Source organism: Pseudomonas synxantha BG33R (genome assembly GCF_000263715.2).
In the GTDB taxonomy this organism is placed as follows: Bacteria; Pseudomonadota; Gammaproteobacteria; order Pseudomonadales; family Pseudomonadaceae; genus Aquipseudomonas; species Aquipseudomonas synxantha_A.
Map to the genome: position 1 here is coordinate 462829 of NZ_CM001514.1, position 17925 is coordinate 480753.

The window sequence follows — 17925 nt, forward strand, 5'->3', positions numbered from 1 at the left end:
TGAGCGTGTCAGACCCTGAAGCGGCCGACCAATGCTTGCAGATGAATGCCCAGGCGCGCCAGTTCTGCACTCGACGCAGCGGTTTCTTCGCTGGCCGAGGACGTCTGTTCGGATACGTCACGCACATTCAACACGCTGCGGTTGATCTCTTCGGCTACGGCGCTCTGTTGCTCGGCGGCGGTGGCGATTTGTGAGTTCATCGCCTGGATGGTTGAAACCGTGCGGGTGATATTCGCCAATGCGCTGCCGGCGCGACGAGTCAGTTCAACGCTGCTGTCGGTCAGCCCACGGCTGTTGTCCATGATGGAGGCCACCTGCTGGGTACCGTTTTGCAGGCCGACGATCAGCTCTTCAATCTCTTCGGTGGACTTCTGTGTGCGCTGGGCCAGGCTGCGCACTTCATCGGCCACCACCGCGAAGCCACGCCCGGCCTCCCCGGCACGCGCCGCTTCAATGGCCGCATTCAGCGCCAGCAGGTTGGTTTGCTGGGCGACGGATTTGATCACGTCAAGCACGCTGCCGATCTTGTCGCTTTCGCGCTTCAGGTCGCCCATGGCGAGGGTGGAGTTGCCGACTTCGGTCGCCAGACGTTCGATCTGGGCGATGGCTTCGCCGACCACCTTGTCACCTTCACGGGCCTGTTGGTCGGCGGCCACAGCAGCTTCCGAGGCTTGCTCGGCATTGCGTGCAACTTCCTGCACGGTGGCGGCCATTTCGTTCATGGCGGTGGCGACCTGATCGGTCTCGACCTTTTGGCTGTTGACTCCCGCGCTGGTCTGTTCAGTCACGGCCGACAACTGCTCGGCCGCGCTGGCGATCTGGGTGACGCCGTCGCTGATACCACCGATCAACGCGCGCAGGCCCACGGTCATGCTCTGCATGGCGCGTTGCAACTGGCCCAGCTCGTCCTGGCGGCCAGAGTCCAGGTTGTGGCTCAGGTCGCCGGAGGCCACGCGCTCGGCGACCTTGAGGGTCTGGTTCAGCGGGATGACGATCTGGCGGGTGATGGCCCAGGCTGCGAACAGGCCGAAGACCATTGCCAGTACGGTGGCGAGCAGCAACAGATACTTGGCCTGGGCCACATCGTGGTCGCGCACTGCGGTTTGCGACGTGGTGAGTTTCTCGCTATGGCCCAGCAGAATATCGCCCTGGGCGCTCATGATTTTAAGTGCGGCGGCACTGGCCACCTGGGAGTCGCGATATTGGCTGACGGCGGCGCGATAGGCTTGCAGTGAGACACCAGCCTCTTGCAGGTTGGCCTGGTAGGGCGCTGGCAGTTGGCTTTGCAGTTCGGTGATTTTCTTCAGGGCATTGTCGATGGCATCAAGGGCCGGTTGCTCGGCCTCGACTTTGCCGCTGTAGGTGTAGCCGCGTACCTGGAAGCGCGCTTGCTGGATCAGCTTGCTCAGGTCAACCACGCTGTTGAACTGGGTGACGCTGTCGCCTTGCAGGAGGCTTTTTTCAATCTCGTTGGTTTTGGCCACGGCATTGTCGGCGGTGTCGCCGAGCTTGCTACGCGCGCCCTCACGCTTGAGGCCCGCCTGGACCATGGCCGCGAAGGCTTTTTTGTATTGGCTCAACGCTTCCTGTTGTTGTTCGACGAGGGCCTTGTCATTGGGCTGTTCGATTAACTGCGCGGCGGTTTCAAGGCCATTGTCCAACTGAGTAATCAGGCCGGTGACCGCGTCGGTGCCTTGTTCGCCGCGGCGCATATCAAAGTCCAGGCGCGCCAGGCGCAGGTCTTTGGTCAGGCCATTGAGGCTGGAGATAAAACCCAGCTTATCGCCGCGATTGATCACGTCGCCCAGGCCGGTCCAGCCGGTAAAGGTGATCAACAGCGTCAGGATCAACACCAGGCCAAAGCCGACGCTCAGCTTTCGGTTGACGCTTACATTCCCCAGTTTCTCGGCTAACCAACGATACATGCTGCGAACTCCCCTGGAACAAGGCTTGGACTTATTCAGAGGCTATCGGCATGGGCATAGGATTCTGTAGCGCCACAGATCCAATGTGAGAGGGGGCTTGCCCCGATGGCCATAGGTATCTACACAACTTTGTAGTCGCCAATGGTAACCACGATGCGAAGCGAGCCGCTCTTGATCTTGATCTGCTTTTGATCTCAGGCGCCCCGTCAAACCACGCTGGCCGGAATTCGACAGGGATTTGGGGGGTAAACCGGCAGGGATGCCGGTTTAGCCGCCCCGCGCCATGGATGGCGCGTGGCGGCGGCCCCCCAAATCACTGGCGGATTACGGGCACACCGAGCCTGGGCGAGGTGCCGAGTGGTGGGGCAAGAGCGTTTTGCTTACTTTTGCGCTTTTCAAAAGTGAGCCGCCGTCAGGGCGGAACCCCAAGTGGCCGTTACCGCAGGAATGGATATGTACTCGGTATAACTGTGTCGGCTGTCAGGCCGCCTTCGCGAGCAAGCCAGCACTCACAGTTTGATCGTAGGATGTCAGGTAGATAAGCGTCGGCTGTCCGTCACCACGGGAGCAAGCTACCTCGCCACAGGTTCGGCGCAATGCCCAAAGTTGTGTAGATACCTATGCCTCGATGGCAGAGTGTCAGCCACCACATTCAGTGATTCATACACCGCTATCGGGGGCAAGCCCCCTCCCACATTTAGGTTGCGGTGTTTTTGGATTTGATATCAGAACAGTCGGGCGAGCAGGGCCGTCACGGCGGTTTCAACCCGTAGGATGCGCGCACCAAGCTGCACCGGTTGCAAACCGGCCTTGGTCAGCAGCTCGACTTCATAGGGAATCCAGCCGCCTTCCGGGCCAATTGCCAGTGTTACCGGCTCATCCAGCCCCCGAGGGCACGCAGGGTAATCACCGGGATGACCGATCAGGCCCAGGGTGCCGGCAGTCATGGCCGGCAGGCGATCTTCGACAAACGGCTTGAAGCGCTTTTCGATAATGATCTCGGGCAGCACCGTGTCCCGCGCCTGTTCCAGGCCGAGGATCAGTTGCTCGCGAACCGCCTCGGGCTCCAGGAATGGGGTCTGCCAGAAGCTTTTTTCCACGCGGTAGCTGTTGACCAGCACGACCTTGGGCACGCCCATGGCCGCCACGGTTTGCAGCACCCGGCGCAGCATCTTCGGGCGGGGCAGGGCCAGCAGCAGTGTCAGGGGCAGCTTTGGCGGCGGCGGTTGGTCGAAGCTGACTTGCAGCTCGGCTTCGCCTGCGTCCAGGCGCAGCAGTTGGGCATTGCCCATCAGCCCGCCAATGCGGCCCACGCGCAGGTTGTCGCCTACAGCGGCGCGGTGGACTTCCTGCATATGCACCAGGCGCCGATCACGCAGCACCACGCGGTCGGCCGCGATGAAGTCGGCGTCTTCCAGCAGCAGCAGGTTCACGGCTGGGTCGCTGGCGGCTGGTCGTCGTCGGCAGGCTGGTCGTCCGGGTGTTCGCCGCGCTTGCTGATCAAGCCGCTGAACAGGATGCCCACTTCAAACAGCATCCACATCGGCACGGCCAGCAAGGTCTGGGAGAAGATGTCCGGCGGCGTGAGGATCATGCCGACCACGAAGCAGCCGATGATCACGTACGGGCGGATCTTCTTCAGGTACTTGACGTCGACCACTCCGATCCACACCAGCAACACCACCGCCACCGGGATTTCGAAGGCCACGCCAAAGGCGAAGAACAGCGTCATCACGAAGTCGAGGTAGCTGGTGATATCGGTCATCATCTCCACGCCGGCCGGGGTGGCGGCGGCGAAGAACTTGAAGATCAGCGGGAACACCAGGAAGTAGGCGAAGGCCATGCCGGTATAGAACAGCAGGATGCTCGACACCAGCAACGGCACTGCGATGCGCTTCTCGTGCTTGTACAGGCCCGGCGCAATAAAGCCCCAGATCTGATGCAGGATCACCGGGATCGCCAGGAACAGCGAAACCATCATGGTCAGCTTCAATGGCGTCAGGAACGGCGACGACACGTCGGTGGCAATCATCGTCGCGCCGACAGGCAGGTACTGGCGCAACGGTGTGGAAACGAAGGTGTAGATCTGCTGGGTGAAGGCAAACAGCCCGGCAAAGATGATGAAGATGGCCGCTACGCAACGCAGCAGGCGGGTACGCAACTCGGTGAGGTGCGAGACCAGCGGCATGTGCTGGTCGTTTTCCGGTTTATCAGCGCTCATGGGGCTCGCGGCGGCAATGTAGGGTCATGGGGCGCGGGCGACGTAACGGGTGTCGGCGCGGGCTCTGTGGGGGCGGGCACGGGTTCTGCAGCGGGGACCGGCGCGATGCTCTGCTCGGCCACCGGAGTGACCGGCTTGGCCGGCTCCTGCACCGGGGAAAGAATCTTGCGCGCCTCCTGCTCCAACGACAGGATATGTTCGTTGTGCAATTGCCGGCGGATCTCGTCGGCACCGATTTCCCGTTCAACTTCCTGTTTGATCGCGTTGAAACTGCGTTTCAGGCGCCCGATCCACAGGCCGGCGGTGCGTGCGGCACCGGGCAGGCGTTCGGGCCCCAGTACCAGCAGGGCCACCAGGCCGACGAGCAGCAGTTCAGAGAAGCTGATACCAAACATTAGTCAGTGCTCACGAGTCTTTGCGGGTCGGCTCTTGGACTTTTTCAGCCTGCACGTCGAAGGTACGACGCTCGGTGATCGGCTGGGCGGCCTGCGGGTGCACAGGCTGGGCCGGTGGCACCGGGTTTGCGCTTGGCTCGGCGGGTTTCTCGTCGTCGTTCATGGCTTTACGAAAGCCCTTGATCGACTCGCCGACGTCGGTGCCGAGGTTTTTCAGTTTCTTGGTGCCGAACACCAGAACAACCACCACCAGAATGACGATCCAGTGTTTCCAGTCAAAAATGCCCATGCTGCAAATCCTCAAGTCTTGGTTAATCAGGCGGACGGGCGCGAAGCCTTTTCGACATGCCCGGACAAGCCGAAGCGACGGTCCAGTTCATCCAGCACGGCCTGTGGATGCTGCCCCAGTTGGGCAAGCATGACCAAGCTATGGAACCACAAGTCGGCGGTCTCATAGATTACATCACTGTAATCACCGCTGATTTGCGCGTCCTTGGCCGCAATGATGGTCTCGACGGATTCTTCGCCGAGTTTTTCCAGAATCTTGTTCAGACCCTTGTGGTACAGGCTGGCGACGTAGGAACTGTCGGCATCCGCGCCTTTGCGGTCTTCCAGCACCTGGGCCACACGGTTCAGGGTATCGCTCATGTTCAGTGTCCTGCCGAATAAATAGCGTGCGGGTCTTTAAGCACTGGGTCCACCGTCTTCCATTCGCCGTCTTCGAACACGCGATAGAAACAGCTGTGGCGCCCGGTATGGCAGGCGATGTCGCCGATCTGGTCGACCATCAGGATCACCACGTCAGCGTCGCAGTCCAGGCGCATTTCATGCAGCACCTGCACGTGCCCGGATTCTTCGCCCTTGCGCCACAGTCTGCCACGCGAACGTGACCAGTAGATGGCGCGCTGCTCAGTGGCGGTAAGGCTCAGCGCTTCGCGGTTCATCCAGGCCATCATCAATACGCGCCCGGTCTTGTAGTCCTGGGCAATGGCCGGCACCAGGCCGTCACTGTCCCACTTGATCTCGTCCAGCCAGTTTTTCATGTTCGGCTCCGGCAATTTGCGACAGTGTATAACCGGATTGGCTATCGACGCACGATCAGATAAACACCCACCGCCACCATGATTCCGGCTGGCCAGTGACCCAGTTGATTCAGCGGCCCGCCGATCACCAGCATCACACCGCCCACCAGGTGCGCGGCGCCGAGCAGGCGCAGGAACCAGTCGTCCTTGCGCTTGCGCCAAGGCGGCTCGGGGTCTTTGGCGTGGGGCTGGGACATGCGCTCCAGTAGGTCGCGGGTCATGTTGGCCAGGTGCGGCAGTTGTTCGAACTGGCTGTGCAGGTTGCCCAACATGGTCTTCGGGCTCATCCGCTCACGCATCCAGCGCTCCAGGAACGGTTGCGCGGTGTTCCATAGATCAAGGTCCGGATACAACTGGCGGCCCAGGCCTTCGATGTTGAGCAAGGTTTTTTGCAGCAGCACCAACTGCGGTTGTACTTCCATATTGAAGCGCCGCGCCGTCTGGAACAGGCGCATCAGCACCTGACCGAAGGAAATATCTTTTAACGGTTTTTCAAAGATCGGTTCGCATACGGTACGGATCGCCGCTTCGAATTCGTTGAGCTTGGTTTCCGCCGGCACCCAACCCGAATCGATGTGCAACTGCGCCACGCGGCGGTAGTCGCGCTTGAAGAACGCAAACAGGTTGCGCGCCAGGTAGTCCTGGTCTTCCGGGGTCAGGCTGCCAACGATGCCACAGTCGATCGCGATGTACTGCGGGCTCCACGGATTGACGGTGCTGACGAAGATGTTGCCGGGGTGCATGTCGGCATGGAAGAAACTGTCGCGAAATACTTGGGTAAAGAAGATCTCCACCCCGCGTTCGGCGAGCATCTTCATGTCGGTGCGCTGGTCGGCGAGGGTGGCCAGGTCGGTGACCTGCACGCCGTAGATGCGCTCCATCACCAGCACTTTCGGCCGGCACCAGTCCCAATACACTTGTGGCACGTACAGCAGTTGCGAGCCTTCGAAGTTGCGTCGCAATTGGCTGGCGTTGGCTGCTTCGCGCAGCAGGTCGAGCTCGTCGTAGATGGTTTTTTCGTAGTCGGCGACCACATCCACCGGGTGCAGCAGGCGCGCGTCGGCAGAAAAACGTTCGGCCGCCCGAGCCAGGATAAACAGCCACGCCAGGTCCTGGCCGATGATTGGCTTGAGGCCCGGGCGAATGACTTTTACCACCACCTCTTCGCCGGTCTTGAGCTGTGCGGCGTGGACCTGCGCGACCGAGGCCGAGGCCAGGGGCTCGACATCGAAGCGGCTGAACACCTCGCTGATCTTCTGGCCCAGTTGTTCTTCGATCAGCGCCATCGACTGCTGCGAATCGAAAGGCGGCACACGGTCCTGCAACAGCATCAGTTCGTCGGCGATGTCTTCAGGCAGCAGGTCGCGGCGGGTGGAGAGGATCTGCCCGAACTTGATAAAGATCGGCCCCAGGTCCTGCAACGCCAGGCGCAGGCACGCGCCTCGGCTGAGCTCCAGCTGTTTGCGCGGGAACCAGCGCCACGGCAGCACATAACGCACCGCCAGCAGGAACCAGGGCAGGGGCAGGGCAAACAGCAGGTCATCGAGGCGGTAACGGATTACGACGCGCTGGATACGAAACAAACGGCGGACGGCGAGCAGCTTCATGCGTTATCGCTTGGATCAAGGGAGCGGCTCAGGCGTTCGAAGCGGGCCTCGAGGCGTTCCAGGTCGATTTTGGCCTTGTCGAGCTCACGAAAGCGCGCTTGCGCTTCCCGTTGCCCAACCAGGGTGCGCGATTCTTCGCTCAGGTATTCGGCGAGGTTCTGGTTCAGGCTGGCGAACCCTTGCTGGTACCAGCGCGAGCGGCTGCGCAGGTGCCCGCTGAGCAACTGGGTGGCGACCGGGCCGATCCAGCGCGAGAGTTCGTATTCCCAATCCAGCTCCAGGTCCTGCAGCACGGCGGCCAGGTCCATCAGCACCGCACTGTCGCCTTCCAGCTCCACCTCGGGGCTGTGCAGGATGGCGGTCTTGTTGCGGCTCAGGGCCAGGTGCAACAGGCTGGAGGCCGGTGCACGCAAGGTGCAGTCGGCGTCGGCGGCCCATTGAGTGGCGAGCAGCAAGCCTTCATCGCTGGGCAGGATAAACAGCTGCACAGCGGGGCTGCGGCAGTCGACGGCAATGACTTTGCCGTTCAAGTGCGCGAGCCGTGCCAGGGCGGTGCTGTCCAGGCGCAGAACACGGTTGAGGCCATGTTCGACGCTTGCGAGAAGGCCTGCGAGCAGCATCAGGGTTTGATACCTCGGTGCAAGGCAACGATGCCGGAGGTCATGTTGTGATAGGTCACGCGGTCGAAACCGGCCTCCACCATCATTGACTTCAGGGTCTCCTGGTCGGGGTGCATGCGGATGGATTCGGCCAGGTAGCGGTAGCTCTCGGCGTCATTGGTGATCAACTTGCCCATCAGCGGCATGAAGGCGAACGAGTAAGTGTCGTAGACCTTGGACATCAGCGCGTTGGTCGGTTTGGAGAATTCCAGCACCAGCAGGCGGCCACCCGGCTTGAGGACACGCAGCATCGAGCGGATCGCGTCCTCCTTGTGAGTGACGTTGCGCAGACCGAAGGCGATGGTCACGCAGTCGAAATGGTTGTCGGGGAACGGCAGCTTCTCGGCGTCGGCCTGGACGAACTCGATATTGCCGGCCACACCTTTGTCGAGCAGGCGATCGCGGCCGACCTTGAGCATCGAACCGTTGATATCGGCCAAAACCACCTGACCGGTGGGGCCGACCAGTTTGGAGAACTTGGCGGCCAGGTCGCCCGTGCCGCCGGCGATATCCAGTACCCGGTTGCCGGTGCGTACGCCCGACAACTCGATAGTGAAGCGCTTCCACAGACGGTGCATGCCGCCGGAAAGCACGTCGTTCATCAGGTCGTACTTGGCCGCCACGGAGTGAAACACCTCAGCGACTTTTTCCGCCTTTTGGCTTTCCGGGACGTTCTTGAAGCCGAAGTGAGTGGTGGGTTCGGCATCGCTGCCTTTGCGCTGATCAGTCATATCGCTGTCACCAAAAGAGAATGCGGGACATGATAATCCCCAAGGCCTACTTTGTCTTGGCAAGGCTGCAGGTAAGATAGAGGCTCACCGAGGCCATTTGCCGCATGGCGGGTGTTCCGAGTCGTTATAAAGAGGAGTCATTGCAATGGCCCGTATTACCGTTGAGCGTGAACATACCCTGGGAAAAGAACAGGCGCGGGCCAAGGCTGAGCAATTGGCGCGCAAACTCGAGGATAAATATGGTGTGGAGTCTTCATGGGCCGGCGATACCCTGAAGCTGAAACGTTCCGGGGTTAAGGGCACGGTCGCGGTGGCCGATGACTCGCTGCGCATCGAGGTAGAACTCGGCCTGTTGATGTCGGCCATGAGTGGCACGATCAAGTCCGAAATCGAAAAAGCCTTGGATAAGGCGTTGGCCTGACTTAGGGTGCCGATTCTAATTTTAACCCCTACTTTGTGCCCAAGCCCTCAACTCCTGCGGGCCGTCCTCCACCCTTTTTGCGTGAGGTGCACCATGGCCAAAGTTATTTTTAAGAAAAAAATCGACGTTCAAACCACCCCCCTGAGTGAGGTTAAAAGCTATGCCCGCAAGATCTGGCTGGCGGGCCTTGGTGCCTATGCAAAGGTCGGCAACGAGGGCGGCGAATACTTCAAAGAGCTGGTCAAGAGCGGCCAACGCGTTGAAAGCAAAGGTAAAAAAGTTGTAGTTGAACAACTTGATGCCGCCAACAGTCAGATTGATCAAGTAAAGAGTAACGTCTCCGGCGTCAGGGGCTTGGTTGAAGTTCAGCTGGATAAAGTTGAAAAAGCTTTTGACACGCGTGTTGCAAGTGCCTTGAATCGAATCGGCATTGCGTCTAAACATGACGTGGAGACACTCTCTGCTAAGCTCGAAGAGCTGACGGCATTGCTCGAACGTGTCGCGCGTAAACACTAAGGAGACATCGGGATGGCTGTTAAAAAGACTACTCAGAAAGAAGGCAGCTCGTGGGTCGGGGAAGTTGAAAAATATTCCCGCAAAATCTGGCTTGCTGGTTTAGGCGTGTACTCGAAGGTTAGCAGTGACGGCGGTAAATACTTCGAGACTCTGGTCAAGGACGGCGAGAAGGCCGAGAAGTTGACCAAGAGCACAGTCGGTAAAAAGGTGGACGCGGCCAAGGCAACTGCCGGTTCCGCCAAGTCGAGCATTTCTGACACTTGGGGCAAGTTGGAAGAAACCTTCGACAAGCGCCTCAATAGTGCAATTTCGCGACTGGGCGTACCCAGCAAGGCTGAATTGAAGACGCTGCACAGCAAGGTCGATACCTTGACCAAGCAAATTGAAAAACTGACCGGCGCCAAAGCGGCTCCTGCCAAGACCGCCGCGGCCAAGCCTGCAGCAAAACCGGCTGCCAAACCTGCGGCTAAAACAGCCGCTGCAAAACCCGCCGCGAAAACTGCCGCCAAGCCTCTGGTTAAAGCCGCCGCCAAGCCGGCTGCAAAACCCGCTGCCAAGGCACCAGCCAAAGCCGCTGCGAAACCTGCGGCCAAGCCAGCGGCTAAAACCGCTGCCGCCAAACCGGCCACCAAGCCTGCCGCTAAGCCAGTGGCCGCTAAAGCCGCCGCGAAACCTGCGGCTAAACCGGCTGCCAAACCTGCGGCTAAAACCGCTGCTGCCAAGCCCGCTGCTGCGAAACCAGCAGCCAAGCCTGCGGCCAAACCTGCAGCGGCCAAAAAGCCTGCGGTAGCGAAAAAACCGGCAGCAGCAAAGCCTGCCGCAGCGGCCAAGCCGGCAGCGGCGCCAGCACCGGCCGCTTCTACCGCCAACTCGGTGTCCGCACCGACGCATACGGCTGCTACCCCGACTGCAACGCCGGTCACCCCGACGCCATCCAGTCAGTCCTGATTTTTCCGGGACACAAAAAAACGCCCGGTCTGCGAAGACCGGGCGTTTTTTATGCAAGCCTAAAAAACGCTGCATTTCCAATGTGGGAGCGGGCTTGCCCGCGATGGCGGAGTGTCAGTCATACAGGCATTGGCTGATCCAACGCTATCGCGGGCAAGCCCGCTCCCACATGTTTAATCAGTGTCATCCAGATATTTCAAGGCGAACTTCTCAGTCGCCTTCCGCGCCGTCGGTAACAGATGGGGGGCCACCAGCATCATGATCTGGTACACCACCACTCGCACCTCACCCTCACGGTCTAGAATCCGTTGGTAATCCAGGGAAAACAGCAGGGTCAGGGTGATCTGTTCCACCAGCTGTCCCAGTGCCTGGGTGTCACTGACCAGTTGCCCCGCGGCTTTCAACCGCGCTAACAATGAGGCCAGGGTGCGCTTGAGCGCCGTGAGCAGGTTGCGAATGCCCTTGGCCAGCTTCGGCAGGCGCCCGGCCAGGTTCGACAGGTCCTGGAACAGGAAGCGGTAGTGGGCCATGCGCTCGACAATCAGGTGCAGGAACAGCCAGTAATCCTCGGCCTCCAGTTGCGCATTGGCGGGAGGATCGAGCAATGGTGCCAACTCGCATTGAAAGCGCTCGAACAGCCCCAGCACCAACGGCTCCTTGCCGTGGAAGTGGTAGTAGAGGTTGCCGGGGCTGATCCCCATTTCATTGGCCACCTCCATGGTCGAGACGTTCGGTTCGCCCTTGTGGTTGAACAACTGCAAGGCACATTCAAGGATACGGTCGCGGGTCTTCATCCAGTCTTCTTAATGTGATCGTTGAGCTCAACGCACCCGCACATAAGTGCCTGGCGCTGCTTCCATCGGTGGGTAGTTCTGGTTGCCCAGGGCGGTAAGCGTTTCGCGTTGTACCCCGGAGCGTTGTTGTATCCATTCCAGCCACTGCGGCCACCAGCTGCCTTCGACATGCCGGGCGTCGTAGTACCAGGCACGCGGGTCACTGCTCAGCTTGAGGTTCTCGACGTAGTTGGCCTTGGGGTTGCCCGGCGGATTGAGGATGCTCTGGATATGCCCGCTGTTGGACAGCACAAAGCGCCGCTCGCCGCCCAGCAGTTGGGTGGAGCGATACACCGCGTCCCACGGTGTGATGTGGTCGTTGATCCCGGCCACGCTGAAGCTGTCCACCGTGACCTTGCGCAAGTCGATGGGCGTGCCGCACACCTCCAGGCCGCCAGGATGGCTCAGGGGGTTGTGCTTGAAGAAGTCCAGCAGGTCGCCGTGCAAGGCGGCGGGCAGGCGCGTGTTGTCGTTGTTCCAGTACAGGATGTCGAAGGCCGGCGGCTCCTTGCCCAGCAGGTAATTGTTGATCCAGTAGTTCCAGATCAGGTCGTTGGGGCGCATCCAGGCAAACACCTTGGCCATGTCACGGCCGTCCAGCACGCCCTGCTGGTAGGAGCGGCGCTTGGCGGCTTCCAGGGTTTGTTCGTCAGCGAACAAGGTTGCGGGGCTGTCGATCTGGCTGTCGAGCAGGCTCACCAGGTAACTGGCGCTGGAGATGCGCCGCAGCTGACGCTTGGCTTGCAGGTGGCCTTGCAGGGCGGCGATGGTCAGGCCACCGGCGCAGGCGCCCATCAGGTTGACCTCGCGGGCGCCGGTGATGGCCCGGCAGACATTCACTGCCTGCTCCATCGCCGCCACGTAGGTGGACAGGCCCCATTCGCGATGGCGCACGTCCGGGTTGCGCCAACTGATCATGAAGGTTTGCAGGCCATTTTTAAGGGCATATTGCACAAAGCTGTTGGCCGGGCTGAGGTCGAAGATGTAGTACTTGTTGATTTGCGGCGGCACCACCAGCAGCGGCTTGGCGTACTGTTTTTCGCTCATGGGCTTGTACTGGATCAGCTCCAGCAGTTCGTTGCGAAACACTACCGAACCGGGCGTGGTCGCCACCGTCTTGCCGACTTCGAAGGCGTGTTTGCTGACCTGGCGGGGCAAACCGTTGTTGTGCAGCAGGTCTTCGAACAGGTTACTCACGCCGCGCACCACGCTGTTGCCGCCGGAGTTGAGCAACTCCTTGATCGCCAGCGGGTTGAGCAGGGTGTTGGAAGGGGAGACGGCGTCGTTGAGCAGGGCGAAGGCGAACTGCGCGCGCGCGCGATCATCGTCACTGAGGGTGCTGTCATCGATCCACTGCCGCGTCTGTTTCTGCCAGCTCAGATAGGCTTGCAAGCTGCGCCGGTACAGCGGGTTGAGCGTCCAGGTGGGGTCGCTGAAGCGATTGTCCCTTGGGTTGGGCTCGTGCACGGTCTCACCCAGCAGCACACGGCCCAGTTGGCCGCCCAGGGCCAGGGCGTGGCGGGCGGTGTGCACCGGGTTGCGCAGCCCGTGCGCGGCGACGGTGCGCAGGGTTGACAGCAGGTCGCGGCCGCGCAGGCCGGTGATCGCATTTTGTGCGTTGATGAACGCTGCGGGGGTGGGCGCCGGGTTCGTCACGGGTCTTTCTCGCATGAGCCAACACTCCTTCGTCAAGACATCAAGCAGGCACGCCAATCCAGAACCATAGTCGGTTCCTGGCAACTTGCGCGGTGGTGTGGTCCTTCACACCGCCGGTCGCGGATGTATCACTGCACGCAAGCGCTCCTCTTCGAGAAACTTCATGATGATCGGCGCCACCGCTTCAGCCCGGGTGATCAGGAACAGGTGGCCGTCATCGATGATGTGCAACTGCGCATTGGGGATGCGCCAGGCGAGCATGCGCATGTTGACCAGCGGGATCAGCGGGTCATCGTCCCCGGCCAGCACCAGGGTGGGCTGGCGAATCTTGTGCAGCCAATGAATGCTGGTCCAGCCCAGCCCGGCGAACAATTGCCAGTAGTAACCCAGCTTGCCAGCCGAGCGTACTTTGCTGGCATGTTCGGCGGCCAGGTTCGAATCGCGGCGGAACGAGCCGCCATAAATCATCGGCGCGATGCGCACCACATGGGAGGGTTGGATATAACGCCGGGGGCTGGCCATCAGCCACAGCACTTTGGGTTTGCCCGGCACCATAAAGGCCCCGGCAGCTGTGGCCGCCAGGATCAGCTTCTTGCAGCGTTCCGGGTAGTCATAGGCGAACTGCTGCGCCAGTGCCCCGCCCCAGGACACACCCACGGCGTTCACCTGGCCGTAGTCGAGGTAATCGAGCATACGCGCGGTGAGCCTGGCCAGGCCGGGGAAGCGATAGGGCCGCTTCGGCGTCGATGAGCCACCGACACCGGGCACATCGAACGCAATCACTTCCAGGTCCGGGTCCAGGGCCTGGACGAACGGGAACACCAGCTCAAGGTTGGCGCCGATGCCGTTGAAGATCAGCAGCGGGGTCAAGTGCGGCTTGCCCGGGCGTACCGCCGTGCGGATGGTCTGGCCATCCAGGTCGATGGTACGGAAGATGAACGGTTGCGCCATGCTCAAGCCCTGTGAAGTGGTGCTATTGGTCTGTAGGAACCCGGTCAGTGTGGGAGCTGGCTTGCCTGCGATGGCATTCTTTCAGGCAGCGATTAGTGAGCAGGCCCATCGCTATCGCAGGCAAGCCAGCTCCCACATCTGATCTCATTTCAATCACAAGAATGCCTAGCGTTCATGTACATAGGTACCTGGCGCCGCTTCGGCGGCGGCATAGGTTTTACTGCCTAATGTCGCCGGTGCTTTCTTCAACTTCCCCGCCCGCTCCGCCTGCCACACCTGCCAGTGCAGCCACCACGAATCGGTGTGCTTGGTGGCGTTCTCCTGCCACTGCAACGCACTGCCCGACAAGCCCTCGCTGGTCTGGTAGCGCGCCTTGGGGTTGCCCGGCGGGTTGAGGATGCTCTGGATGTGCCCACTGCTGGAGAGCACGAACTCGACCTTGCCGCCGAACAACTGCGCCGACTTGTAGCACGACTGCCACGGCGTGATGTGGTCGTTGGTGCCGGCCAGGGAGTAGATGTCGGCAGTGACCTGCTTGAGGTCAATGGGCGTGCCGCACACTTCCAGGGCGTTGGCGCGTACCAGTGGGTTGTTCTTGAACAGTTCGATCAGGTCGCCATGGAAAGCGGCCGGCAAGCGGGTGGTGTCGTTGTTCCAGAACAGGATGTCGAACACCGGCGGTTCGTTGCCCAGCAGGTAGTTATTGACCCAGTAGTTCCAGATCAGGTCGTTGGGACGCATCCATGCAAACACCTTGGCCATGTCGCGGCCTTCCAGCACGCCGGCCTGATAGGAATGGCGCTTGGCTGCTTCCAGGGTTTGCTCGTCGACAAACAGCGCCACTTGGGTGTCCAGGGTGGTGTCCAGCACGCTCACCAACAGGGTCAGGGCGTTGACCTTCTTCTCGCCCAGCGCCGCGTAGTGGCCCAGCAGTGCGGTGCAGGTGATGCCACCGGAGCAGGCACCGAGCATATTCACGTCCTTGCTGCCGGTAATTGCCGTGACCACATCGACCGCTTCCTTGAGCGCCTCGATATAAGTAGAGAGCCCCCACTCGCGCTGGGCCTTGGTGGGGTTGCGCCAACTGACGATAAAGGTCTGTTGCCCATTGCGCAGGCAGAAACGCGCCAGGCTTTTTTCCGGGCACAGGTCGAATACGTAGAATTTGTTGATCTGCGGCGGCACCACCAGCAGTGGGCGCTCGTGTACCTGCTCGGTGATGGGCTTGTACTGGATCAGCTCCAGCACATCGTTGCGAAACACCACCGCGCCTTCGCTGGTGCCCAGGGTCTTGCCGACCTCAAAAGCGCCCATGTTGACCTGGCTCGGCATACCGCCGTTGTGCACCATGTCCTTGGCCAGGTGGGACAAACCGTCGAGCAGGCTTTTGCCGCCGGTTTCAAAGAAGCGCTTGACCGCCGCCGGGTTGGCCGCACTGTTGGTGGGGGCCATGGCTTCGGTCATCAGGTTGATCACGAAGTGGCCACGGCTGATGTCTTGTGCCGGCAGGTTGCTGTCGTCGATCCAGTCGTGGAGTTCCTTGCGCCACGCCAGGTAAGTCTGCAAATAACGTTTGTAGAGCGGGTTCTGGCTCCAGGCCGGGTCGTTGAAGCGACGGTCATCGCCTTCAGGCACCAGTTGGGATTTGCCGAACATCACATTCTTCAACTCGACGCCAAAGTGGGCGACGTGCTTGACGCTGTGCAACGGCTGCTTGATGGCTTGGGTCAGCACCATCTTGGCCGAGGCCAATAAATCCTTTTTGCGTAACGCGATGATCGGGTTCAGCCCCAGGGTGTTTTCCGAGGCCTGGCGTTTCAAGTCATCGTTATTCTTGTTACTCATCTACGACGCTCCATTGTCCGAAAGACGAGTACCGGCGATTGCTGCGCACCCAATTTCGATACACGACACCAGCCTGGTACTGCGACCCGGGTGACCGTTGATACCGCATCGTCAAATGCAGGGAACTTGCCAGCTCCATTGGTTACCCGAGTTTATTTTTTTTCGCAAGCGGGCCGATCATTGGCCACGCGACAGGGCATTCAAGCAGATGAAATTAGAAAATGCGCTCTAAAGACCAAGATGCCTGTGCTAGAGCATCAGCCGCACGACCGACTCACTCGGGTCGCGGGTTTTTCCGGCCGCTTTGAGCTCGGCCAGGTAGTCGGCCCATAGCGCGTCCTGACGTACGGCCAACTGGTAGAGGTAGTCCCAAGTGAACAGTCCGCTGTCATGGCCGTCATCGAAGGTCAATTTCAGTGCGTACTGGCCGGCCGGTTCGACCTGGGTCAACCTGACATTGAGCTTGCCGAATTGCAGGATGGGCTTGCCGTGGCCCTGGACCTCGGCCGAAGGCGAGTGAACCCGCAGGAATTCGGCGGGCAGTTGGTAGGTTTCACCCGGCCCGTAAGTCAGGCCAAGGGTATTGGAGGTTTTGTGCAGGTTTACTGCGGTAGGAAATTTCGACATTGGAGATAACCCTGAAGGAACCGGCCCAAAATGTGGGAGGGACCAATGTGGGAGCCGGGCTTGCCCGCGATGCAGGCACCTCGGTGTTTCAGGAACACTGAGGTGATGCTATCGCAGGCAAGCCAGCTCCCACACAAGCCACTCCCACATTGAGTGAGGCTTACAGGATATAACGAGACAAGTCTTCGTTCTGCGCCAATTCGCCCAAGTGGCTGTTGACGTAGTCAGCATCGATCTTGATCGCTTCACCATTCTGCGCACCCGCCATGTCGCCGGCACTGAACGACACTTCCTCAAGCAAGCGCTCAAGCAAGGTATGCAGGCGTCGGGCACCGATGTTCTCGGTCTTCTCGTTGACCTGCCAGGCGATTTCCGCCAAACGCTTGATACCGTCCGCCTGGAACTCGATACCCAGGCCCTCGGTTTTCAGCAACTCACGGTACTGCTCGGTGAGCGAGGCGTGGGGTTCGCTGAGGATGCGCTCGAAGTCGCCAGGGGTCAGTGCCTTGAGTTCCACGCGAATCGGCAGGCGGCCTTGCAGCTCGGGCACCAGGTCGCTTGGCTTGCTCAGGTGGAACGCACCGGAAGCGATAAACAGAATGTGGTCAGTCTTGACCATGCCCAGCTTGGTGTTGACTGTGCAGCCTTCGATCAGCGGCAACAGGTCACGCTGCACACCTTCGCGGGATACATCGACGCCACCGGAGTTGCCACGCTTGGCCACTTTGTCGATCTCATCGATAAACACGATGCCGTGCTGCTCGACCGCTTCCAGGGCCTTGGCCTTGAGTTCTTCCTCATTGACCAGGCGCCCGGCTTCTTCGTCGCGCACCAGCTTCAGTGCTTCTTTCACCTTGAGCTTGCGGCTTTTCTTCTTGCCCTTGCCCATGTTGGCGAACAGGTTCTGCAACTGGCTGGTCATTTCTTCCATGCCAGGCGGGGCAGAAATATCCACGCCGGACACTTCAGCCACTTCGATCTCGATTTCCTTGTCATCCAGCTGGCCTTCACGCAGGCGCTTGCGGAACAGCTGGCGAGTATTGGAATCCGACGACGGTGCGGCGTCTTCGTTGAAACCCATGCGGGCCGGTGGCAGCAGGGCGTCGAGGATGCGCTCTTCCGCTGCGTCTTCAGCACGGTGGCTGACCTTGGTCACTTCCTGTTCGCGCAGCATCTTCAGGGCGGCATCGGCCAGGTCGCGGATGATCGACTCGACATCACGGCCCACGTAGCCAACTTCGGTGAACTTGGTAGCTTCGACCTTGATGAACGGGGCGTTCGCCAATTTGGCCAGGCGCCGGGCGATTTCGGTTTTACCGACACCGGTCGGGCCGATCATCAGGATGTTCTTGGGGGTTACTTCAACACGCAGTTCTTCGGGCAGTTGCATCCGGCGCCAGCGGTTACGCAGCGCAATGGCAACGGCGCGCTTGGCATCGTCCTGGCCGATGATATGGCGATTGAGTTCATGGACGATTTCGCGGGGGGTCATGGACATAGTGTCTGGC

General features: G+C 60.4%; 19 protein-coding genes and 1 pseudogene. 3 read left to right on the forward strand and 17 right to left on the reverse strand.

The annotated features are described in order from the left end of the window. Positions 1-8 precede the first annotated feature (8 nt). The 11 genes and pseudogenes from PSEBG33_RS30015 to ubiE all read right to left on the reverse strand — a co-directional run bounded on the left by PSEBG33_RS30015 (position 9) and on the right by ubiE (position 8620). Positions 9-881, reverse strand: coding sequence for a methyl-accepting chemotaxis protein (locus tag PSEBG33_RS30015; RefSeq protein ID WP_372804085.1), 873 nt, complete (start codon positions 879-881; stop codon positions 9-11). 33 nt (positions 882-914) lie between these two features. Beyond that, positions 915-1925 (reverse strand): annotated as a pseudogene (locus tag PSEBG33_RS30020) (methyl-accepting chemotaxis protein); the annotation flags it as partial. A gap of 725 nt (positions 1926-2650) precedes the next feature. Next, entirely contained in the window at positions 2651-3358 is a 708-nt protein-coding gene (locus tag PSEBG33_RS24840; RefSeq protein WP_005783988.1) for a 16S rRNA (uracil(1498)-N(3))-methyltransferase, read from the reverse strand. Further along, complete coding sequence (gene tatC / locus PSEBG33_RS24835; protein WP_005783990.1) at positions 3355-4146, reverse strand: twin-arginine translocase subunit TatC; 792 nt, start codon at positions 4144-4146, stop codon at positions 3355-3357. The genes PSEBG33_RS24840 and tatC overlap by 4 nt, the downstream gene beginning before the upstream one ends. Further along, positions 4143-4541, reverse strand: coding sequence for a Sec-independent protein translocase protein TatB (gene tatB / locus PSEBG33_RS24830; RefSeq protein WP_005783991.1), 399 nt, complete (start codon positions 4539-4541; stop codon positions 4143-4145). Before tatB ends, tatC begins: the two co-directional genes overlap by 4 nt. A gap of 10 nt (positions 4542-4551) precedes the next feature. Beyond that, positions 4552-4830 (reverse strand): twin-arginine translocase TatA/TatE family subunit, encoded by a 279-nt coding sequence (locus PSEBG33_RS24825; protein WP_005783993.1) that lies wholly within the window; start codon positions 4828-4830, stop codon positions 4552-4554. Between the two features lie 26 nt (positions 4831-4856). Next, positions 4857-5189: a phosphoribosyl-ATP diphosphatase gene (locus PSEBG33_RS24820; RefSeq protein WP_005783994.1), complete on the reverse strand. Its 333-nt coding sequence runs from the start codon at positions 5187-5189 to the stop codon at positions 4857-4859. Positions 5190-5191: 2 nt separating this feature from the next. Then, a complete protein-coding gene (gene hisI, locus PSEBG33_RS24815; protein ID WP_005783996.1) occupies positions 5192-5584 on the reverse strand; it encodes a phosphoribosyl-AMP cyclohydrolase in 393 nt (130 codons plus the stop codon). 41 nt (positions 5585-5625) lie between these two features. Then, a complete protein-coding gene (ubiB, locus tag PSEBG33_RS24810) occupies positions 5626-7230 on the reverse strand; it encodes a ubiquinone biosynthesis regulatory protein kinase UbiB (RefSeq protein WP_005783998.1) in 1605 nt (534 codons plus the stop codon). Next, positions 7227-7850, reverse strand: a complete 624-nt coding sequence (locus PSEBG33_RS24805; protein ID WP_005784000.1) for a ubiquinone biosynthesis accessory factor UbiJ — start codon at positions 7848-7850, stop codon at positions 7227-7229. Before PSEBG33_RS24805 ends, ubiB begins: the two co-directional genes overlap by 4 nt. Further along, positions 7850-8620, reverse strand: a complete 771-nt coding sequence (gene ubiE / locus PSEBG33_RS24800; RefSeq protein ID WP_003171186.1) for a bifunctional demethylmenaquinone methyltransferase/2-methoxy-6-polyprenyl-1,4-benzoquinol methylase UbiE — start codon at positions 8618-8620, stop codon at positions 7850-7852. Before ubiE ends, PSEBG33_RS24805 begins: the two co-directional genes overlap by 1 nt. A gap of 145 nt (positions 8621-8765) precedes the next feature. On the opposite strand from ubiE, the gene PSEBG33_RS24795 reads away from it, so the two are divergent. The 3 genes from PSEBG33_RS24795 (at position 8766) to PSEBG33_RS24785 (ending at position 10505) form a co-directional block, all read left to right on the forward strand. Further along, positions 8766-9041, forward strand: coding sequence for a polyhydroxyalkanoic acid system family protein (locus PSEBG33_RS24795; RefSeq protein WP_005784005.1), 276 nt, complete (start codon positions 8766-8768; stop codon positions 9039-9041). Between the two features lie 93 nt (positions 9042-9134). Continuing rightward, on the forward strand, positions 9135-9557 hold the full coding sequence (locus PSEBG33_RS24790; RefSeq protein WP_005784007.1) for a phasin family protein: 423 nt from the start codon (positions 9135-9137) through the stop codon (positions 9555-9557). Between the two features lie 12 nt (positions 9558-9569). Further along, positions 9570-10505, forward strand: a complete 936-nt coding sequence (locus PSEBG33_RS24785; RefSeq protein WP_005784009.1) for a phasin family protein — start codon at positions 9570-9572, stop codon at positions 10503-10505. 173 nt (positions 10506-10678) lie between these two features. Here PSEBG33_RS24785 and PSEBG33_RS24780 read toward each other — a convergent pair whose 3' ends face one another. The 6 genes from PSEBG33_RS24780 to hslU all read right to left on the reverse strand — a co-directional run bounded on the left by PSEBG33_RS24780 (position 10679) and on the right by hslU (position 17915). After that, positions 10679-11299: a TetR/AcrR family transcriptional regulator gene (locus PSEBG33_RS24780; RefSeq protein WP_005784011.1), complete on the reverse strand. Its 621-nt coding sequence runs from the start codon at positions 11297-11299 to the stop codon at positions 10679-10681. Positions 11300-11326: 27 nt separating this feature from the next. Further along, positions 11327-13009: a class II poly(R)-hydroxyalkanoic acid synthase gene (gene phaC / locus PSEBG33_RS24775; RefSeq protein ID WP_005784013.1), complete on the reverse strand. Its 1683-nt coding sequence runs from the start codon at positions 13007-13009 to the stop codon at positions 11327-11329. A 90-nt stretch (positions 13010-13099) separates the two neighbouring features. After that, positions 13100-13945, reverse strand: a complete 846-nt coding sequence (phaZ, locus tag PSEBG33_RS24770) for a poly(3-hydroxyalkanoate) depolymerase (RefSeq protein WP_005784015.1) — start codon at positions 13943-13945, stop codon at positions 13100-13102. A 165-nt stretch (positions 13946-14110) separates the two neighbouring features. Then, positions 14111-15790, reverse strand: a complete 1680-nt coding sequence (gene phaC / locus PSEBG33_RS24765; protein WP_005784017.1) for a class II poly(R)-hydroxyalkanoic acid synthase — start codon at positions 15788-15790, stop codon at positions 14111-14113. A 249-nt stretch (positions 15791-16039) separates the two neighbouring features. After that, complete coding sequence (locus tag PSEBG33_RS24760) at positions 16040-16417, reverse strand: gamma-butyrobetaine hydroxylase-like domain-containing protein (RefSeq protein WP_005784019.1); 378 nt, start codon at positions 16415-16417, stop codon at positions 16040-16042. Positions 16418-16577: 160 nt separating this feature from the next. Continuing rightward, positions 16578-17915: an ATP-dependent protease ATPase subunit HslU gene (gene hslU / locus PSEBG33_RS24755; protein ID WP_003171208.1), complete on the reverse strand. Its 1338-nt coding sequence runs from the start codon at positions 17913-17915 to the stop codon at positions 16578-16580. Between the last annotated feature and the right edge of the window lie 10 nt (positions 17916-17925).

Coding starts and splice junctions, on each gene's coding strand:
- PSEBG33_RS24825 (WP_005783993.1), bottom strand. CDS start 4,830: ATGGGCATTTTTGACTGGAAACACTGGATCGTCATTCTGGTGGTGGTT.
- PSEBG33_RS24805 (WP_005784000.1), bottom strand. CDS start 7,850: ATGCTGCTCGCAGGCCTTCTCGCAAGCGTCGAACATGGCCTCAACCGT.
- ubiE (WP_003171186.1), bottom strand. CDS start 8,620: ATGACTGATCAGCGCAAAGGCAGCGATGCCGAACCCACCACTCACTTC.
- PSEBG33_RS24795 (WP_005784005.1), top strand. CDS start 8,766: ATGGCCCGTATTACCGTTGAGCGTGAACATACCCTGGGAAAAGAACAG.
- PSEBG33_RS24760 (WP_005784019.1), bottom strand. CDS start 16,417: ATGTCGAAATTTCCTACCGCAGTAAACCTGCACAAAACCTCCAATACC.
- PSEBG33_RS24780 (WP_005784011.1), bottom strand. CDS start 11,299: ATGAAGACCCGCGACCGTATCCTTGAATGTGCCTTGCAGTTGTTCAAC.
- PSEBG33_RS30015 (WP_372804085.1), bottom strand. CDS start 881: ATGCAGAGCATGACCGTGGGCCTGCGCGCGTTGATCGGTGGTATCAGC.
- tatC (WP_005783990.1), bottom strand. CDS start 4,146: ATGAGCGCTGATAAACCGGAAAACGACCAGCACATGCCGCTGGTCTCG.
- ubiB (WP_005783998.1), bottom strand. CDS start 7,230: ATGAAGCTGCTCGCCGTCCGCCGTTTGTTTCGTATCCAGCGCGTCGTA.
- phaC (WP_005784013.1), bottom strand. CDS start 13,009: ATGCGAGAAAGACCCGTGACGAACCCGGCGCCCACCCCCGCAGCGTTC.
- tatB (WP_005783991.1), bottom strand. CDS start 4,541: ATGTTTGGTATCAGCTTCTCTGAACTGCTGCTCGTCGGCCTGGTGGCC.
- phaC (WP_005784017.1), bottom strand. CDS start 15,790: ATGAGTAACAAGAATAACGATGACTTGAAACGCCAGGCCTCGGAAAAC.
- PSEBG33_RS24820 (WP_005783994.1), bottom strand. CDS start 5,189: ATGAGCGATACCCTGAACCGTGTGGCCCAGGTGCTGGAAGACCGCAAA.
- PSEBG33_RS24785 (WP_005784009.1), top strand. CDS start 9,570: ATGGCTGTTAAAAAGACTACTCAGAAAGAAGGCAGCTCGTGGGTCGGG.
- phaZ (WP_005784015.1), bottom strand. CDS start 13,945: ATGGCGCAACCGTTCATCTTCCGTACCATCGACCTGGATGGCCAGACC.
- PSEBG33_RS24790 (WP_005784007.1), top strand. CDS start 9,135: ATGGCCAAAGTTATTTTTAAGAAAAAAATCGACGTTCAAACCACCCCC.
- hslU (WP_003171208.1), bottom strand. CDS start 17,915: ATGTCCATGACCCCCCGCGAAATCGTCCATGAACTCAATCGCCATATC.
- hisI (WP_005783996.1), bottom strand. CDS start 5,584: ATGAAAAACTGGCTGGACGAGATCAAGTGGGACAGTGACGGCCTGGTG.